The following is a 16,016-nucleotide window of genomic DNA, read 5'->3' on the forward strand; positions in this document are numbered from 1 at the left end:
CATAGTTTATAACTGAAATAAAACATTTCACAAGGAGGTTTTCATATGTCTGGAGTATCTGGAGGATACGGCGGAGGCTTTGCGTTAATCGTCGTTCTGTTCATTCTTCTCATTATTGTCGGAGCATCTTGGTGGGGATGGTAAATATTACATTTCGGCTTTTTCAAAAAAGCCAGAGCTAATTCGTTCGTTGAAACCGGCAAAATTGCCGGTTTCACCTGTTAAAAGCAGAATGTTTTTTTAAGAGCAATCAATCGAAGTCCGACGATCAAGATTTTCAAATGAACAATTGCTTTTTCTTTTCAGGCCAATTTTGCAAAAGTTGGAATGCTTCATCAGATGAAACAGGCTTGCTGAAATAAAAACCTTGCATTTGAAAACAATGGTGGCGATTCAGAAAAAATACTTGTTCTTTTTTTTCGACGCCTTCCGCTACAATGGAAAGCTTCAAATTTTGCGCTAGAGCAATGATCGTTTTTACAACGACATTATGGTCGTGCTCTAAATAAATGTTTTGAATAAAAGAACGGTCAATTTTAATTTTATCCAGCTTCAGCTTCGTTAAATAACTGAGCGAACTATAGCCAGTTCCGAAATCATCGATGCTCAAACCTATATTTAGTTTCTTTAACTTGCGGATGATTTCCAAAAACCATTCAAAATTGTACATTGGGACGGTTTCGGTAAATTCAAGCTCAAAGCATTCAGGCGGAATTTCATACATCGTCAAGTAATCCGTAATCATTTTCACAACATCATGCTGGTAAAATTGTTTAATAGATAAATTGACACTGATTTTCAAGTCACGGAAGCCCTTATCTCTCCATTCCTTTAATTGCTGGCAAGCTTTTTCCATGCTCCATTTGCCGATTTCTACGATAAGCCCTGTATCTTCCGCAATCGGTATAAATTCTGAAGGGGGAATCATCCCAAGCTCTTTATGTTTCCATCTGAGCAGCACTTCAAAGCCGGTAATTTTTTTTTCTTTTGTATCGACGATCGGTTGATAATATAAACATAAATCTCTTTTTTTCACAGCTTTGTAAAGCTCATTTTCTATAAAAATTCTTCGTTCGATCGATTTGCTGTTATGATTATTAAATTGGGCAATGCGCTCGTTTTTTTCTTTCCCCATTTTGATAGCAATTTCACTATTTTTAATTAAAGTTTTCGGCGTTCTTCCATGAACCGGGTAAAACACGATGCCAATGCTATAATCGTAATAAATTTCCAAATCGTTGATGACAAGTATATCTTCCAGCTTATTGATACGATGCACAATATCACGAATCATCTCATCTTTATTTACAACATTGTAAACAATAACTAAAAACTCGTCATTTGACAGACGACCTATAAAGTATGTATCGGGAAAAATATTTCTTAACTGCCTTGCAAATGACTTAATCACTTCATTACTAATATCTTTCCCAAAAATTTCGTTTATGTATTTATAGCGGTTAATTTGAAACTTCACAACTGCAGCAGGATTTTTTTCTGTTTGGCATAAATACTCTAAACGGTTGAAAGTAGCTTGTTCATTTGGCAGCTTTGTCAAATCGTCAAATTGCGTTAAATATTGAATCTTCTCATCCGCTTCCTTTACTTTTGAAATATCTCTTATAATCAGCGCATAACCATAAAAAAAATTATTGCTATATAAAGGAAGGCATAAGATGGACGAAGGCGTTTCCTCAACAACTGCCTCAAAAGTTGCAGGTTCGCCGGTTATCCTCACCTGTTCAAAAAGATGCTGAATCTCTTTTCTGGATGAAGTATGAAAAAAATGATAAATCGAACCTTTCTTTTGCAAAAAATGCGCAGCCATTCGGTTGCCTTCCTTGACCAATCCGCTTGGATCACAAAAAACGATCATATCAGGGTGAAATTGAAAAATGAGGTCATAAAATTGTTGAAAAAGGCGATCCATTATTTTAACACTTCCTCAACTATGGGTTCTCATTTTTTATATCGGTATAAACATAGCTTTATTCAATAATTACATAGAATTTCATTCATAAAAATTATCGAAACAGCACACTATTGCTGGAGTCTGCAGCTTTTTTTAACAGTTCGATCAATTGCACTTGTTCTTCTTCGGATAGGCCGGAAAAAACTCTCGCCATCCTTAAGGCGCGGATCGGATATATTTCATCAAAATATTGGCGCCCCTTCTCCGATAAATTTGCATAAACTGACCGTTTATCTTTCGGATTTTTTTCCCGATAAATCCATCCGTTTTTTTCAAGCTTGTCAATAACATAAGTTACATTACCGCTGACAAGCAATAGTTTTGACCCGATTTGCTGAAGTTTTTGCGGACCCTTTATGTACAGAAGCTCCAATACAGCATATTCGGTTGGATTCAAACCATGCTCCTTGCTGTCTCGATTGGCGTGATCCGAAACGTTTTTATACGCTTTTGCAAGCGTATGAAACAAGTTTAAAGCCCTCTCCATTTCTTCTTGAGTATAGGAAAAAAACATTTCCAATCCCCTTTTCCTTTTTTTATTTTATAATGCTCATTTTAATGGAAAAAACAGTTTATGTAAACGCTGTCATTTTAAAAGTGTGCTCTACCAAACAGTCAGTCAAAATCTTTTCTTATCGAAAAAAATAAAAGCGTGCAGCAAGATGCTTGCACGCTTTACAGTCCATTCATCCTTTTATTTTGTCATACGGTTCGTAAAAATTGATTATTGAACTTGAAACCTTTTCACTAAAGATTGCAAATCTCCAGCCAGATTTGACATGGATTCGGCATGTGAAGCAATGGTTGCCGCTGATCCATTTGCCGTTGCTGCTGAAGCTGATGTTTGTTCAATACCTGCAGCCGCCTCTTCCGAAATCGATGCGATGTTGGAAATCGAATCATTAATCGATTCGCTCGTTGATAACATGTCAGTTAAATCATTTTGAGCATTGTTGATTCTTTCGGAAATTTCTTTAATCGTTTCTTTAATTTGTTGAAATGCGGCACTCGTTTCGTTCATTGAATCCATTCCCGATTCTACTTGTTGAAATCCTAATTCAAAGCTTTTCGTCACTTTATTCGTCTCGCTATGGACTTCTTCCACGATTTTTTGAATATCCACAACGGAACTGGAAACTTGTTCAGCCAATTTTCTGACCTCGTCTGCAACTACTGCAAATCCTTTTCCATGTTCCCCCGCTCGAGCCGCTTCAATCGCTGCATTTAGCGCGAGCAAATTTGTTTGATCAGCTATAGATTGAATAACTTCAACGAGTTTGGAAATTTGTTTTGAGCGTTCATCAAGTTTTTTAATTTTTTTCATATTGCTTTGCATGCCTGTAAACATATAATCAAAAAGTTTTTTCGATTGATTCATCAGCTTGCTGCCATTGTCCGTCAACTCCAGCACTTCTCTCGATTTATCAAACATTTCTTTTCCATTCCTATGTATTTGATAAATCTTATCCATGTACATACCCATTGCTTCAGAAAGCTCTGAGGCAGAATTAGCTTGCGATTCTGCTCCAGCCGACAGCTCTTGCATCGTCGCAGCGATTTGGTTGCTTCCTTCTTTTAGCTCTTTAGAGGAAGAAAGCAAATCGCTGCTTTGTTTTGACATAGTATCTGAAGCATGATGAATGTCTTGCACGATCTTTCGAAGCTGATTCCCCATTTCGTTGACAGCTTCCATCAATTCGCCGATTTCATCCTTCGACTTTATTGATAACGGTTCCAATATTAGATTTCCCTTAGATATTTGCTCCATTTGGCCGGCGATTTTGATCAAAGGATTCGTAATGGAACGAGCCATTTTAAAGGACATGATGAAACCGATTAAAAGTATGGAGGCCAAAACAGCTAATATGATGATGATAGATAGATTGCTAAGTTGAATCATATTATTTCCGCTTTTGATTACATCGTTTTGTCGATCTGACGTCACTTTTTCAAATTCTTGAATAATCGTTTCCCCAAGCGGTTGTACACTTTCTTTCATTTGCTTTAAAGCATCATTCTTTTTCCCCATATCATAGTCGAATAAAACCTCGTGTCGGACAAGCAATTCCCATTGGTGGCATTTCGCAACTAAATCCTTCATTTGCTGTGAAGAATTCAATTTCAATAACTGCTTTTGAATCTCGCTGCTCTGTTTTGCCAATTCTTCGTATTTTTGACGAATGTCTCGGTCCCCATATAGAAGAAACTGGTTTATTAATGAAATGCGTTCTGCAATATTGTATCGCATTTTCTCGTTTTGGATCAGTCCTTCTACATCTTCCTTCATGATGCTTTCCGTATGATTTGTTAAATTTTTTAATACCCCAAAATTAATAACGGCCATTAAACATGTTAGCAGCATTAATATTCCAAAGCTTCTGAGCAGCCTTCTTCTCAATCCGCCTTGCTTTTTGGAAGTAGTGATCCTTGTCACTGTTTTATTCTTTTTCATATGATCTACGATCCCCTTCCCAAACCCCTTTTTTATTTATATCGGTGCAAAATTCATCATTTTTAAAGAATAGTAAAATCGTCCTAGTTTCATCATCAATGCTTCAGACGACTAGCTTTTTAAGAGGCATACGACCGTTTACCATAACTTTTTCTGCAAAATCTTTTTTAATCCGCTTGAAACCGCATATGTAAAGCCGCCATATGTTTTTCAATAAATAGACTGCCCTTTTAGAAAGCAAAAAGTAAAATCGCTCGTTTTTGAAATGGAGAATGAACTTGCTATTTTCAAAGAAAAAGCCACTCATTCATCAGAAAAAAAGTCCCGGATCTCCATAAATGTCTTACCTGTTCCAACAAAAAAAACAGCCTGCAGACAGAAAATACATTTTGTCTGCAGGCGTGGACAATTTTGATTAAGTTATTTAGTCCCAAAAAACTCTTCATATAACGCTTTTACAGCTTTCTTTTCATCCGTTCCTTTTACGCCAAACATCATGCTCACTTCTGATGACCCTTGATTGATCATTTCAAGGTTCACACCGCTGTTTGCAAGCGCTGTTGCAGCTCTGGCCATCGTTCCGACATTTTTCCGCATTCCTTCGCCAACAATCATAATTACCGCTAAATCATAAGCAACTTCTATATTATCGACTTCCAGTTCCTTTTTGATCCGCTCTACAACTTTCCGTTCTGTTTCCGAATCAAACTGATCCTGGCGCAAAATGACAGAAATGTCATCAATTCCAGAAGGTGTATGTTCATATGACAGCCCAAAATCTTCTAAAATTTGCAACAATCTTCGGCCAAAACCGATTTCTCTGTTCATTAAATATTTATTGACATAAATGCTGCAAAAACCGGTATCACTAGCGATACCTACGACAGGGCCGTTAGAATCTGTTCGTTCATGTACAATTTTTGTACCAGGAGCCGATGGATTATTGGTGTTTTTAATATTTACCGGGATTCCTGCACGGAATGCCGGAATAAGTGCTTCGTCATGAAATACTGCAAAGCCAGCGTAAGATAACTCACGCATTTCTTTATATGTAAGCTCCCGAATTTCTTTCGGATTTTCAACAAAATTTGGATTTACAGAATAGACCGCATCTACGTCCGTAAAGTTTTCATATATTTCCGCTCCGACCCCGTTGGCCAAAATAGAACCGGTTATATCGGAACCGCCACGTGAAAAGGTGACGAGCTTTCCGTCTTTTGAATAGCCGAAAAATCCAGGAAAAATCAGAATTCCTGAGCGATCACGAAGCTTTTTTAAATTTTCATAGGCTTCCGGAAGCACTTGTGCATTGCCTGGTTCATCGCTCACAATAAGCCCTGCTTCTTTAGGATTCACATAATGGGCTTCAACTCCGCGCGATTGAAAATACGCAGTGATCAGTTTTGCATTATTATCTTCACCGCTGGCCTTCACCGCATCCATAAAACGAGCAGGATTTGATTTGTCCCCATGTAAAATTTCTTGCAAATCAGCAGAAATTCGATCAATAATATCATTAGATAATCCTAATTCTTTAGCAATTTCAACATATCTGTTCACAACAGCTTCATATGTTTCCTTTACGCTGCCATTGTTCAAATATTCTTCCCCGCACTTTATTAATAAGTCGGTCACTTTCACATCTTCTTTAAATCTTTTGCCAGGAGCCGAAACAACGACAATTTTTCTTTTCGGATCAGATGTGACGATGTCGAACACTTTTTTAATTTGTTGTCCTGATGCAACGGACGTTCCACCAAATTTTACAACTTTCATATTTACTACAACCCCTACCAATAATCTAGCAAAATTTTAAAATTTTATAAATCTTATTATCTCTTTTATACATCATTGTTGCAAGCTTTTTTTCCATTATAGCATTGAACCATGTCAAAAAAATTTTACAATACAATACCCTTCCGAATACATGTAAACAAATAACGTTGTGATGCTTTACCGCTTTTATGCTTTGGCAGATAAGATTCACTTTTTATACACCCTTTAATTATGATATTCGAGCTCCTTATCCCCATTCATTAGCAGGAATGCCATCCGTATATATAGACGGCAATGAGGAAAGATTCCAAATTGCCCAAACTCGTGCACAATCGAGCAAGCGTTCCTGTAATTGATCATGAAATTTTTCTTGCGTATTATCATAAAATTGATGAGCCATTCGAATGCAAAAAACCGACCTCCTCCTTTATATAAGAGAAGATCGGTACACATCTAAGTTATTTTACATTACTTTCTTTCAGCAATTTCAACTGTTTTGACATGAAACCCATCCATGTCTAAAATTTTAAATGAATATTGATCAAAATCAATTTCATCTCCAACTTTCGCATCCATTTTCTGTGTCAAAATCCATCCGCCGATCGTGTCAACATCGGTTTCTTTAATCTGGAGACCAAAAATATCATTTACTTCCTCTATCAAAACTTTTCCATCCACAACTGTTTTGGAATCATTAATTTTCTTAATTTGCGGTACTTCATCAGCATCAAATTCATCGCGAATTTCCCCAACGATTTCTTCCAAAATATCTTCGACTGTTACTAAACCTGCTGTACCGCCATATTCATCAATCAAAATGGCCATATGGATGCGTTCCATTTGCATTTTGACTAACAGATCATGGATAGGGATCGTTTCAATAACATGAATGACTGGCCGAACATATTCGCTGACAGTTTTCTCTTCATCAATTCCTTTGACATAATCGGCGAGTACTTCTTTCATGTTCACAATTCCGATCATATTGTCTTTATCGCCATTAAATACGGGATAGCGCGTGTAATGCTCCTCCATCACAATGGGAATGCAATCTTTTAATTTCATGTCTTTATCAAAAGCGACAATTTCTGTTCTTGGAACCATGATTTCTTTAGCAATTCGATTGTCAAACTCAAAAATATTGTTGACATATTTATATTCAGATTGGTTTATTTCACCGCTCTTATAGCTTTCGGACAAAATAATGCGAAGCTCCTCCTCTGAGTGGGCAATGTCATGCTCCTTAGCTGGTTGTAATCCAAATAATCCTGTCAGCAATCGAGCGGATCCATTTAACGTTTTGATAAACGGTTTCATGATTTTGTCAAAAAGAATGAGCGGGCGGGCAAACCTTAATGTAATTTTTTCCGCCATTTGAATCGCGAAAGTTTTTGGCGCTAATTCCCCAACAACTACATGCAAAAATGTAACTACTGAAAACGCTACAACAAAGGATAATAAGGCTGTTACCGATTCAGGCAGGTTGAAGTATTCAAAAACTGGATGCAATAAATGTTCGACCGTCGGTTCGCCAATCCAGCCTAATCCTAATGCAGTAATCGTAATCCCTAGCTGACAAGCTGATAAATATTCATCTAAATTAGCGATCACCTTTTTAGCTGCAATCGCTTTTTTATTTCCTTCCATCACCAGCTGATCAATTCTAGAAGTACGGACTTTCACGATTGCGAATTCAGAAGCAACAAAAAATGCTGTAAGAGCAATTAAAAGCGCCACAAGCACTAAATTCAATATTTCCAAATATTCTCCTTACTGGTTAAAATCAGTAAGGAATACACCTCCTATTTTCTGTTCTTATTATTCTTTTCTATAGAAAAATTATATGATAAATGAAAAATGAACAGAAGCACCTTTACGAGTTTGACACTTTGTTTTGACAACTTTTTCATCACGTTTTTGTGCGCAACAAAGTAAAACTCACGCTGTTTTAGCTGTTTATGAATCATTTTCATTATTATGAAAAATTTTCCATATAAGCAAAATGATATTCTTTACTTACGTCTTAACCAGCCAATTTACAATGAATTTCTTGCATTGATTGCTTCCATTGATCAGCTGGAAAGTTTAGAATTTGTCTTTTTTATGAACAGCCAACCTTTCATTTTTGACAATACTGTTTTATTTTTTTAAGAAAATTTCTTATGTTTTCCATTTCCCATTCATTTGTTCGTTTCCAAACTTCAAAGATGGATGTTCAGAGGCAGGAGAGTATGCAGATTTCATTGTGGCAAAAGACCTCCTAATCTAGCCCTAAATTTTCCATCATGTAGTCACTCCTAATCATTAAATTATTTTTAATGTACTAAATAAAAACTATGTAGTCAACGTTTTCGTATAGAGAAAATCGTTAAACTCCTGCAAATCATGTATAATAAATGTCAAGGACCTCGGCTCGTCTTTATAGTTAAATGCCAGAAATCTCTGAAAAACGGCTAGACAGCCGAATTCTGACTTGCCAAACATAAAAAAATTTTATACTTTAGTCAATAAAAAGAAAGGGTTGAAAACATGAGTGTATTGAACGATATTTTATCCTTCAACGAAAATTTTGTTAAAAATAAAGAGTATATACCATATGAAACATCTAACATTCCCAATAAACATCTTGTCATTTTCACTTGCATGGACACAAGACTTGTTGAATTACTGCCAAAAGCTTTGAACATTAAAAATGGGGATGTCAAAATGGTAAAAAATGCAGGTGCCGTGTTGACACACCCTTTCGGTTCAACAATGCGTTCCATTTTAGTGGCCGTCTATGAACTTCAAGCAGATGAAGTAATGGTTATCGGCCATCATCAATGCGGCATGTCGTCAATAAATCCAGAAGAGCTAATTGCCAAGCTGAAAGAACGCGGCGTAGATGAAAACACAATTAAAACATTAGAAAATGCAGGCATCGAACTGAAAACATGGTTTAAAGGGTTTGACAAGGTAGAGGACAGTGTCGCAAAAAGCGTTGAGATCATTAAAAACCATCCGCTCATGCCGAAAAATATTCCGGTACACGGACTCGTTATTGATCCTAATACTGGAAAACTAGACCTTATTGTCAATGGTTATGAAAACGAAACCGTTGATCAACGATAATCTGCTTTGAGGGGGGTCTAATAAGTCGTTTTTACGGCTTATAGACGCCCCCATTAATGTTTTAGAAACGTTGATATATCGGTGTTTATGATTTTTTGTTTTCAATGGCGATTTGACTTTCTAAGACAGCCCCTTCTTACGATTAGTCAAGAGGTTTATCAATAGTTATTTGAGATAATGAATCTTTTTTTGGCGGAAGGGGTACCCCCTCCGCCAAAAAAAGATTTTCGCATGCCAAATAAACCTAGCGATTTTTGCTTTTTTTCGCTAGATCAAATATGTTATACTTTTCCTATACAATTACGAAGATACTGAAGCGATTTCGTAATTGTAAGTTAAATTGTGTGTAATAAGGTGGAAGAGGCACTTCAATAACTTATTCACACATGTGATGGACGCAACTTTATGACATTTGTTATAGGGTTGCGTTTTTAATTTGTCGTAGTATTCTACAAAATGATTGTGTCCAAAGCGTCGCTTTTGGATCATATTTTGAATCGTAAAATAAAGGATTTTGCGCAGATGACTGTTGCCACGCTTATTGATTTTATCTTTGTAAAACAATGTGCCTGATTGAAAACGCCTTATATCACATTCCTGCATAGGCATTGAGTTGCTTATGATTTTCGAAGCGTGTCATGTCGCCTATTTCTCCAATCAAACGAACGGCTGTATTTTTCCCTATACCAGGAATACTGATTAATATTTGATATTCATTCTACAAGGGGAAATTCACCGTGTGGATCAGAACCGGTCACGTTTAGAGCGCGCAGAAGGTTATCTAAGTGATTACGAAAAGCAGCAAGCCATTGTCGAGAAATATGAGCATAACCCGTTCCTAAAAGGGAAGATGCTTTTCTCCAAGTCCATCAAACAAGAGTATGAAGATGCCGTTGCTGCCCGTGACCGTTATAAATTCTACATGGAGAATGAAGGCGTTTCTGGAAGAACGGACTTTGAAAAACAAGTGGATCAGCTCGGCAAAATGGAAGCGAGAGTTCCTGAATTTAAAGGACAATTCGAATCTTTTGAAAAATGGGTCGATCCTATTAATCTTCAAGTTAATAAAGTAGAAACCGAGATGACATTTAATTGTAATGGTAGTTCCGTAACTTCCTACACTGCAAGAGATAGAAGAGAATGGCTTACAGCAACTGGATGGAGTGAAAGCAGCCACAATCTTTCACATGCTTTTGTTGGTGGCAGAAATGCACAGGCAAAAACCAAATCAACTATGCGTAATATTGCATTTTGCGTAGGTCAACCGACTACCTATGTATATTACAATACGAATAACATAACTGTTTATTACAATGGAAGTGCATCCGGTAATGTTTCAACCTATGCAAGTGGTGGATGTTCAAGTTGGTTAAGTTATAGTACTGCTCTAATTTAAGAAAATTAACCTCTTGTCAGGTAAAAAAATCGCCTTGTTAATATTAATGTCACGGTGACAGGGCGATTTTTTATTATTTTATTTATGAAATCTAAAGATGATTGTTATTCATTTCTATTTAACTTGCTAATCCATAGTTTCTTTTTTTAGATTGATAATTGCTATGATTAACTCAATTACAGCTAATAGTAACAAGATGATTCCAATTGAAAAGATTGTTGCAAACACGACGAATAAATGAGTTGCAGAAGCAATGATCTGACCAGGAACATATTTTTTGTATAGACAGAATATCTCGATTACAAGACCTAGAATGATTAAAGACCAGAAAAACCAAGCTGGAGTATTAGAAAAGATATTGGTGTTCCAAAGGTAGTTAACAAAAAAGGTTAGCATTGCTACAAGCAATACCCCATTTAAAATAAGAAATAACAAAGGAAGCGAATCTTTTCTTTTCTTTCTTCCACTCAGGATAAGAAAAGTGGCAAATCCAATCAATAATACGGATAAAATAGGGATGGTCTCTAATACCATGATTTTATCTCCTTAAAATAAATAATTTTTATTTTTATCCTAATAATACCATATATTTGTCTTAAAATTTTGATGATTAAGGAAACAGGCTATAATTAGATTTAAATATTTCCATAAAAAGTAAGAGAATTAGATTTTTTTACTTTAAATTAATTAAATAATTTTGAAAAGAACATTTATAGAGGGAGGGATAAAATGAAGATCGTTATTGCTGGTGGTTCAGGATTTATCGGACAGAAATTGACTGAGCTCCTTCTTAATGAAGGACATAAAATTATTATCTTAACTAGGAAGGCAAACTTCAGGGAATGTTTATTATATACAATGGCTTGAAGAAGGGATTTCTCCTGAAAATGAAATAAGAGATGCCGATGTATTTATTAATTTAGCAGGGGTTTCAATAAACGATGGAAGATGGAATACGAACCATAAGAAAAAAATTTATAACAGTCGGATGGTAGCAACAGATGAGTTAATACGAATAATCTCACTATTGCCTAAAAAACCAACCATATTTATCAATGCAAGTGCAATCGGTATTTATCCACCATCAATAAATGATGTATATACGGAAGCTTCGTTAGAAACATCAAATGATTTTTTAGGTAAGACTGTATATGACTGGGAAAACAAAGCTAAACAAGTAGAAGCATATGGCATTCGTACAGTGCTTATCGGATTTTTGTGTGAACAGCGATTCCATTTCTAGGAAAGTCAGTTGTAGTAAAGTGTGCATTCTACTTCGAAGCATCGCTAGTTCTTCGTCTAATTCATGATAGTATCGGGAAAGCGCACGCATTTGGTCGAAGTAGTTGTCCTGCGGTTTTTTTATGCGCCGTTCGGTTGTGGGCATCACTTTTATCGGTTTTATGAATGCGCATAGTAGCCGTTTGAATCTTTGATTCAAGGGGATTTAACAGACAGTACGGAAAACCGTGATCATTCATAAAGCGCTCTAATGGTCGGGAATACACGCCTGTTGCTTCAAATACAATGGCTGGAACTTGTCCATCTTTTTGTACTAAATCGATGATTCGTTTATTTAGCTGTTCAAAATGGGGGCGATTATGCAAAATTTCCCCCTCAAAAATACAAGAACGTGCAGCGTTATAAATCATCATATAACTTTTTCCCATACTGACATCAAAAGCAATGACGCTTTGCATATACATTCCTCCCGATTTTTATGTAGAAGTCTTCACTTCACCTTATCGATTCCCTTTTCTTATACACGATCTCAAAGATCCAACATACTGAAACTGATTCTTATAAGGGCAGTGAAGTAGGCCAGTTTTTTCATTACGAACTTAAGGTTCTGGGGCTGTCACGACCTATTCTCCACTTCTACTATAAAAAAATAGTAGCACAGACCATGGCCGTGGTCTGTGCTACTTATCTTAGTATGTTTTTAATCACCTGTATACAAACGATAAAAATGCCTGCCTGCAATGGCTGCAATGTCCTTTTCCCCTGCTGGATCATAAGAGAGCAAAAAACATGTCGCAGGTCCAGCTGATTTTTTTATATCAATTTTTTTTGAAACAATCATTGAGTGATTGAGTCCATTTTCTTGACATAATTCATTCCATTCGAATTGAATTCCTTTGGAGCCGACGGGAACGATTTCATACACAGATTTATGGTCTAAAAGTTTCTGAATAAGGGAAAGCGGTGCGATTTCCTCCTTATTCTTGATGACCTCTTCCCCTACAAGCGGTCTGCCAATGCAAGCAAATTTTGCAGCTTTGGTCGTTCTTTTTATCTTCATTTCATCTTTTTTCACTTTCCCGATGACGATAATTCCAACTGCGGATTGAACCATAGAAAAATTGCTTTCTGTACTGCCCGTTATCGGGATCGGCTCCATGTCACATTCTGAAAAAATTTTGCAGCAGCCTTTTTTTAACCGATCCCATTCTTCATCACCGATAAAATTTTGGATTACAAGCGCAATCGGTGTTGCGCCTACTGCTAAACATTCTGATAAAGCAACACGCAATCCAAAATATGCAACGGTCTCGTAATCGACCTGTACGACATCGAAATCTTTTTCCCCCACCCCAGCAGAATTATCAGCCGCAATGACAAGATACTCATCGCTGACATTAGGCAGAAAAATCACATCCCGCATGATAAAAAATCTCCTTTTTTTGAATTAAAGATGTGCGATCTAACGGTCACGTGAAGTTGAAGCAGTAAGATGATAAGCAAAAACGTATGCTTTTCCTAAAAAATATATGTTCAAAGAACTTTCACTACTAAATTCAGGATGGCGCGTTCAGAGCGGTTTTACTTCAGCCTTTCGTTCAATCCGTACCAGATAATGTCAAAGCGATCAGCTTTTTTGACTAAATCTTGAAAGCAAAAACCGCATGCATCTCTCCAAAGTCTTTCTTGTTGGTCAACCGGTACAATTCCTTTTGTTATATCATTGCCGATGACGACGATTGTCCCCTTCCCTTCTTTTTCCCATCCACGCCATGCCTCGACCATCATATCCCAATAGTTCCGCCATTCTGCAAATTGATTCATAATCTGAAAGATATACTGTTCGATTCCTTCGATGATTGTTATTTTTTCAAATTGTTTTGTATGGAAAAGATCAGCAATATGTATCTGTTCATCATATCCGCAAAACCATTGATAGGAGGCGGTATCGTCCAAGGCATAAAATTTTTTCACCCATTTTCTTTTCCCGTTGAAGACTCCCCCGACAACCACATGCATCTTTTTCCTCTCCTTACATCTGATCGTTTTCCTGTTAAACAATAAAATGCGCCGTGCTTTATTTGCCACTCCAAATAAGATTTCCGGCTAAAGCTGTATCGATAAAGAAGCTCGCGAATCACTCTGCCATGAGTAATAACAGCAATGTGAACAACTTCCATCGAAGAAAAATGCTTAATGATTTTCTCCCATCCCTTTTTAACTCTTTTCGAAAACACCTCATATGCTTCACCATTTGGGGGAGGAAATCGCCAAAATTCACGTAGCCAATTTCTGTAACGATCATCCTCTTTCAATTCTTGGTAGCATTTCATTTCCCATTCGCCAAAATTTATTTCACGCAGTTCTTTTAATACTGCATACGGTTTGTTCGGATAAATAATCCGGGCAGTTTCAGCCGCTCGACGCAAATCACTTGTAAATAAAAGATCAGGTTCGGAAGGAAATGCTAAACTTTGCAATGCTTTTTTTCCTTCATGAGAGAGCGGTTCGTCCGTCCAACCAATATACCGCTTTTGCATATTTGCTTCCGTTAATCCATGGCGAATAAGTGTAACAACCACAGCATCATCCATAAAACTGTTTCACTTCCTTCAATGGCTGCTCCGATAGCATCTCCTGTCAGACCGCCGAACGCCCGCAGAAAAAAACGTTTCAAAACTAAATACAGAAAAAAAGCGGAAACGGTCAACATTAGCAACAACGGGGTATAATGATGAAAAATGAATAACAGCAATAAAAGATAAACAATCAAAACAATGACGTCTTTTTTCGACAGTGCGTTAGAAAATAAGTAGCCTAATCCTTCTTGTTTTGCCATCCCCGGTCCTAATATCATTAACAGACAGGAGATTAAACGGGAAAAAAACGGGATCAGCATTACAAATAAAATGTCCAAATTTCCAGCTGTTGTTTCAAAGATGAATAAAAAGCGAAAAGAAAGAAGAAAAATAAGAGACAAAACGCCAAACGTGCCAACCCGTGGATCTTTCATGATCTCAAGCCTTTTTTCTTTGTCTCGATAGGAAAAATACGCATCCAGCGTATCTGTAAAGCCGTCCAAATGAATTCCTCCGGTGATCGCGATAAAATAAAAGAAAAGAAAAAAAGTAACAGCCACATCAGATAATGGAGTCCACGATTTTAATAAAAATAATAGGAGGCTCCCTAAACAGCCGATGAGCAGCCCAAGAACCGGCAAACTTAGTACCGCAATTTTCAGCCGTTTTTCATCAACCGGAAATTCCCGCCGAACCGGAATGATCGTGAAAAACTGAACAGAGAAGAAAAATCCGTAAACCATCATTTTCAGCGATTTCATTCCAGTTCTCCTTTCATTGCGATCGGAACGCCGAATTCCATCCTGATCGCTAAATCTGCACGCTCGACTATCCGTTGGTGAAGATGTCCGAGCAGACGGATATAATGATACACAAGCTTTGACCGCAAAGCCCCTTCCCAGCAGACTTCATTGGAAACAAGAACAAATTGAGCGCACTTAGTGAACAGCATGAGTTCGTTCCATATTTTTTCAAACACAAACCGACGATAAAGCGGATCTTCAACCCAGTCCTCATTCTTTTTAAACAGCTCGTTGGTCAAAAGGGTTGTCAGGCAATCAAGCAAGACGAGATCATTGGATGTGAGTGTCTTACTGAGCTTGCCAATATCCGTCGGCTGTTCTATTGCCAGCCAATCGACATCACTTTGTTCTCTTCTCTTTTGATGAAGGAAAATTCTATGTTTCATTTCTTCGTCCGTAGGTTGAGAAGTGGCAATGTACACAAACCGGCTGCCCTTTTTCCTCTGTTTCAATACGTAACGTTCTGCCCATGAACTTTTTCCACTTCTTACGCCGCCCGTTATAAATGTAAACACAAATTTTTTCACTCCTTTAAACCTTCAAGAAGCCGGTTATTTTTAAACGGAATAGATCTTCATGGAAACGGTCGAAAAAATAAGCCGGCACAGCCACCATAAGAATATCTATTTCTATCACACTGCCCCGTGTCATTTATTTTCTTCGCTATGACGTTGTTCAAGGGCTG

General features: G+C 37.1%; 16 protein-coding genes and 1 pseudogene. 4 read left to right on the forward strand and 13 right to left on the reverse strand.

Features of this window, described 5'->3' with window-relative positions:
• Positions 1-45 precede the first annotated feature (45 nt).
• The gene (locus tag NSQ94_RS12355) at positions 46-144 is read left to right on the forward strand and encodes a YjcZ family sporulation protein (RefSeq protein ID WP_063389388.1); all 99 of its coding nucleotides are present in this window, start codon (positions 46-48) and stop codon (positions 142-144) included.
• A gap of 133 nt (positions 145-277) precedes the next feature.
• Here NSQ94_RS12355 and NSQ94_RS12360 read toward each other — a convergent pair whose 3' ends face one another.
• The 5 genes from NSQ94_RS12360 to NSQ94_RS12380 form a co-directional block, all read right to left on the reverse strand.
• Positions 278-1,930, reverse strand: a complete 1,653-nt coding sequence (locus NSQ94_RS12360; RefSeq protein ID WP_063389389.1) for a bifunctional diguanylate cyclase/phosphodiesterase — start codon at positions 1,928-1,930, stop codon at positions 278-280.
• A 94-nt stretch (positions 1,931-2,024) separates the two neighbouring features.
• Positions 2,025-2,486 carry a MarR family transcriptional regulator gene (locus NSQ94_RS12365; RefSeq protein WP_063389390.1) on the reverse strand — a complete coding sequence of 154 codons (462 nt, stop codon included), beginning with the start codon at positions 2,484-2,486 and terminating at the stop codon, positions 2,025-2,027.
• 210 nt (positions 2,487-2,696) lie between these two features.
• Positions 2,697-4,424 carry a methyl-accepting chemotaxis protein gene (locus NSQ94_RS12370; RefSeq protein WP_066250837.1) on the reverse strand — a complete coding sequence of 576 codons (1,728 nt, stop codon included), beginning with the start codon at positions 4,422-4,424 and terminating at the stop codon, positions 2,697-2,699.
• A 420-nt stretch (positions 4,425-4,844) separates the two neighbouring features.
• Entirely contained in the window at positions 4,845-6,200 is a 1,356-nt protein-coding gene (locus NSQ94_RS12375) for an aspartate kinase (RefSeq protein WP_066250843.1), read from the reverse strand.
• A 468-nt stretch (positions 6,201-6,668) separates the two neighbouring features.
• Entirely contained in the window at positions 6,669-7,961 is a 1,293-nt protein-coding gene (locus NSQ94_RS12380; protein WP_144598471.1) for a hemolysin family protein, read from the reverse strand.
• A 768-nt stretch (positions 7,962-8,729) separates the two neighbouring features.
• Between NSQ94_RS12380 and NSQ94_RS12385 the strand changes: the two genes are divergently transcribed.
• On the forward strand, positions 8,730-9,311 hold the full coding sequence (locus tag NSQ94_RS12385) for a carbonic anhydrase (RefSeq protein ID WP_066250848.1): 582 nt from the start codon (positions 8,730-8,732) through the stop codon (positions 9,309-9,311).
• A gap of 300 nt (positions 9,312-9,611) precedes the next feature.
• Here the strand turns inward: NSQ94_RS12385 and NSQ94_RS12390 are convergent.
• A pseudogene (locus NSQ94_RS12390) lies at positions 9,612-10,026 on the reverse strand (transposase); the annotation flags it as partial.
• A 24-nt stretch (positions 10,027-10,050) separates the two neighbouring features.
• Between NSQ94_RS12390 and NSQ94_RS12395 the strand changes: the two are divergent.
• A complete protein-coding gene (locus tag NSQ94_RS12395; protein ID WP_327848590.1) occupies positions 10,051-10,707 on the forward strand; it encodes a hypothetical protein in 657 nt (218 codons plus the stop codon).
• Positions 10,708-10,833: 126 nt separating this feature from the next.
• Here NSQ94_RS12395 and NSQ94_RS12400 read toward each other — a convergent pair whose 3' ends face one another.
• Positions 10,834-11,241 (reverse strand): hypothetical protein, encoded by a 408-nt coding sequence (locus NSQ94_RS12400; RefSeq protein WP_327848589.1) that lies wholly within the window; start codon positions 11,239-11,241, stop codon positions 10,834-10,836.
• Between the two features lie 195 nt (positions 11,242-11,436).
• On the opposite strand from NSQ94_RS12400, the gene NSQ94_RS12405 reads away from it, so the two are divergent.
• On the forward strand, positions 11,437-11,574 hold the full coding sequence (locus NSQ94_RS12405) for an NAD-dependent epimerase/dehydratase family protein (RefSeq protein ID WP_327848588.1): 138 nt from the start codon (positions 11,437-11,439) through the stop codon (positions 11,572-11,574).
• Positions 11,575-12,011: 437 nt separating this feature from the next.
• Here the strand turns inward: NSQ94_RS12405 and NSQ94_RS12410 are convergent, their stop codons facing one another.
• The 6 genes from NSQ94_RS12410 to NSQ94_RS12435 form a co-directional block, all read right to left on the reverse strand.
• Entirely contained in the window at positions 12,012-12,407 is a 396-nt protein-coding gene (locus tag NSQ94_RS12410) for a transposase (RefSeq protein WP_339229234.1), read from the reverse strand.
• A 242-nt stretch (positions 12,408-12,649) separates the two neighbouring features.
• Positions 12,650-13,372 carry an AIR synthase related protein gene (locus tag NSQ94_RS12415; protein WP_327848553.1) on the reverse strand — a complete coding sequence of 241 codons (723 nt, stop codon included), beginning with the start codon at positions 13,370-13,372 and terminating at the stop codon, positions 12,650-12,652.
• 158 nt (positions 13,373-13,530) lie between these two features.
• Positions 13,531-13,923 (reverse strand): bifunctional adenosylcobinamide kinase/adenosylcobinamide-phosphate guanylyltransferase, encoded by a 393-nt coding sequence (locus tag NSQ94_RS12420; RefSeq protein WP_339229237.1) that lies wholly within the window; start codon positions 13,921-13,923, stop codon positions 13,531-13,533.
• Positions 13,920-14,543, reverse strand: a complete 624-nt coding sequence (locus NSQ94_RS12425; RefSeq protein ID WP_339229239.1) for a histidine phosphatase family protein — start codon at positions 14,541-14,543, stop codon at positions 13,920-13,922. Before NSQ94_RS12425 ends, NSQ94_RS12420 begins: the two co-directional genes overlap by 4 nt.
• On the reverse strand, positions 14,501-15,289 hold the full coding sequence (cobS, locus tag NSQ94_RS12430) for an adenosylcobinamide-GDP ribazoletransferase (RefSeq protein ID WP_144598464.1): 789 nt from the start codon (positions 15,287-15,289) through the stop codon (positions 14,501-14,503). Before cobS ends, NSQ94_RS12425 begins: the two co-directional genes overlap by 43 nt.
• Positions 15,286-15,858, reverse strand: coding sequence for a bifunctional adenosylcobinamide kinase/adenosylcobinamide-phosphate guanylyltransferase (locus NSQ94_RS12435; RefSeq protein ID WP_082829594.1), 573 nt, complete (start codon positions 15,856-15,858; stop codon positions 15,286-15,288). Before NSQ94_RS12435 ends, cobS begins: the two co-directional genes overlap by 4 nt.
• Positions 15,859-16,016: the final 158 nt, after the last annotated feature.

Origin of the sequence: Aeribacillus sp. FSL K6-2833, from assembly GCF_037965815.1 — a bacterium.
Lineage (GTDB): Bacteria > Bacillota > Bacilli > Bacillales > Aeribacillaceae > Aeribacillus > Aeribacillus composti.

Excerpts from the sequence above, each read along its gene's own strand:
- cobS (WP_144598464.1), bottom strand. The coding sequence starts at position 15,289 with ATGAAATCGCTGAAAATGATGGTTTACGGATTTTTCTTCTCTGTTCAG.
- NSQ94_RS12410 (WP_339229234.1), bottom strand. The coding sequence starts at position 12,407 with ATGCAAAGCGTCATTGCTTTTGATGTCAGTATGGGAAAAAGTTATATG.
- NSQ94_RS12370 (WP_066250837.1), bottom strand. The coding sequence starts at position 4,424 with ATGAAAAAGAATAAAACAGTGACAAGGATCACTACTTCCAAAAAGCAA.
- NSQ94_RS12425 (WP_339229239.1), bottom strand. The coding sequence starts at position 14,543 with ATGGATGATGCTGTGGTTGTTACACTTATTCGCCATGGATTAACGGAA.
- NSQ94_RS12375 (WP_066250843.1), bottom strand. The coding sequence starts at position 6,200 with ATGAAAGTTGTAAAATTTGGTGGAACGTCCGTTGCATCAGGACAACAA.
- NSQ94_RS12360 (WP_063389389.1), bottom strand. The coding sequence starts at position 1,930 with ATGGATCGCCTTTTTCAACAATTTTATGACCTCATTTTTCAATTTCAC.
- NSQ94_RS12400 (WP_327848589.1), bottom strand. The coding sequence starts at position 11,241 with ATGGTATTAGAGACCATCCCTATTTTATCCGTATTATTGATTGGATTT.
- NSQ94_RS12385 (WP_066250848.1), top strand. The coding sequence starts at position 8,730 with ATGAGTGTATTGAACGATATTTTATCCTTCAACGAAAATTTTGTTAAA.
- NSQ94_RS12365 (WP_063389390.1), bottom strand. The coding sequence starts at position 2,486 with ATGTTTTTTTCCTATACTCAAGAAGAAATGGAGAGGGCTTTAAACTTG.
- NSQ94_RS12415 (WP_327848553.1), bottom strand. The coding sequence starts at position 13,372 with ATGCGGGATGTGATTTTTCTGCCTAATGTCAGCGATGAGTATCTTGTC.
- NSQ94_RS12355 (WP_063389388.1), top strand. The coding sequence starts at position 46 with ATGTCTGGAGTATCTGGAGGATACGGCGGAGGCTTTGCGTTAATCGTC.
- NSQ94_RS12405 (WP_327848588.1), top strand. The coding sequence starts at position 11,437 with ATGAAGATCGTTATTGCTGGTGGTTCAGGATTTATCGGACAGAAATTG.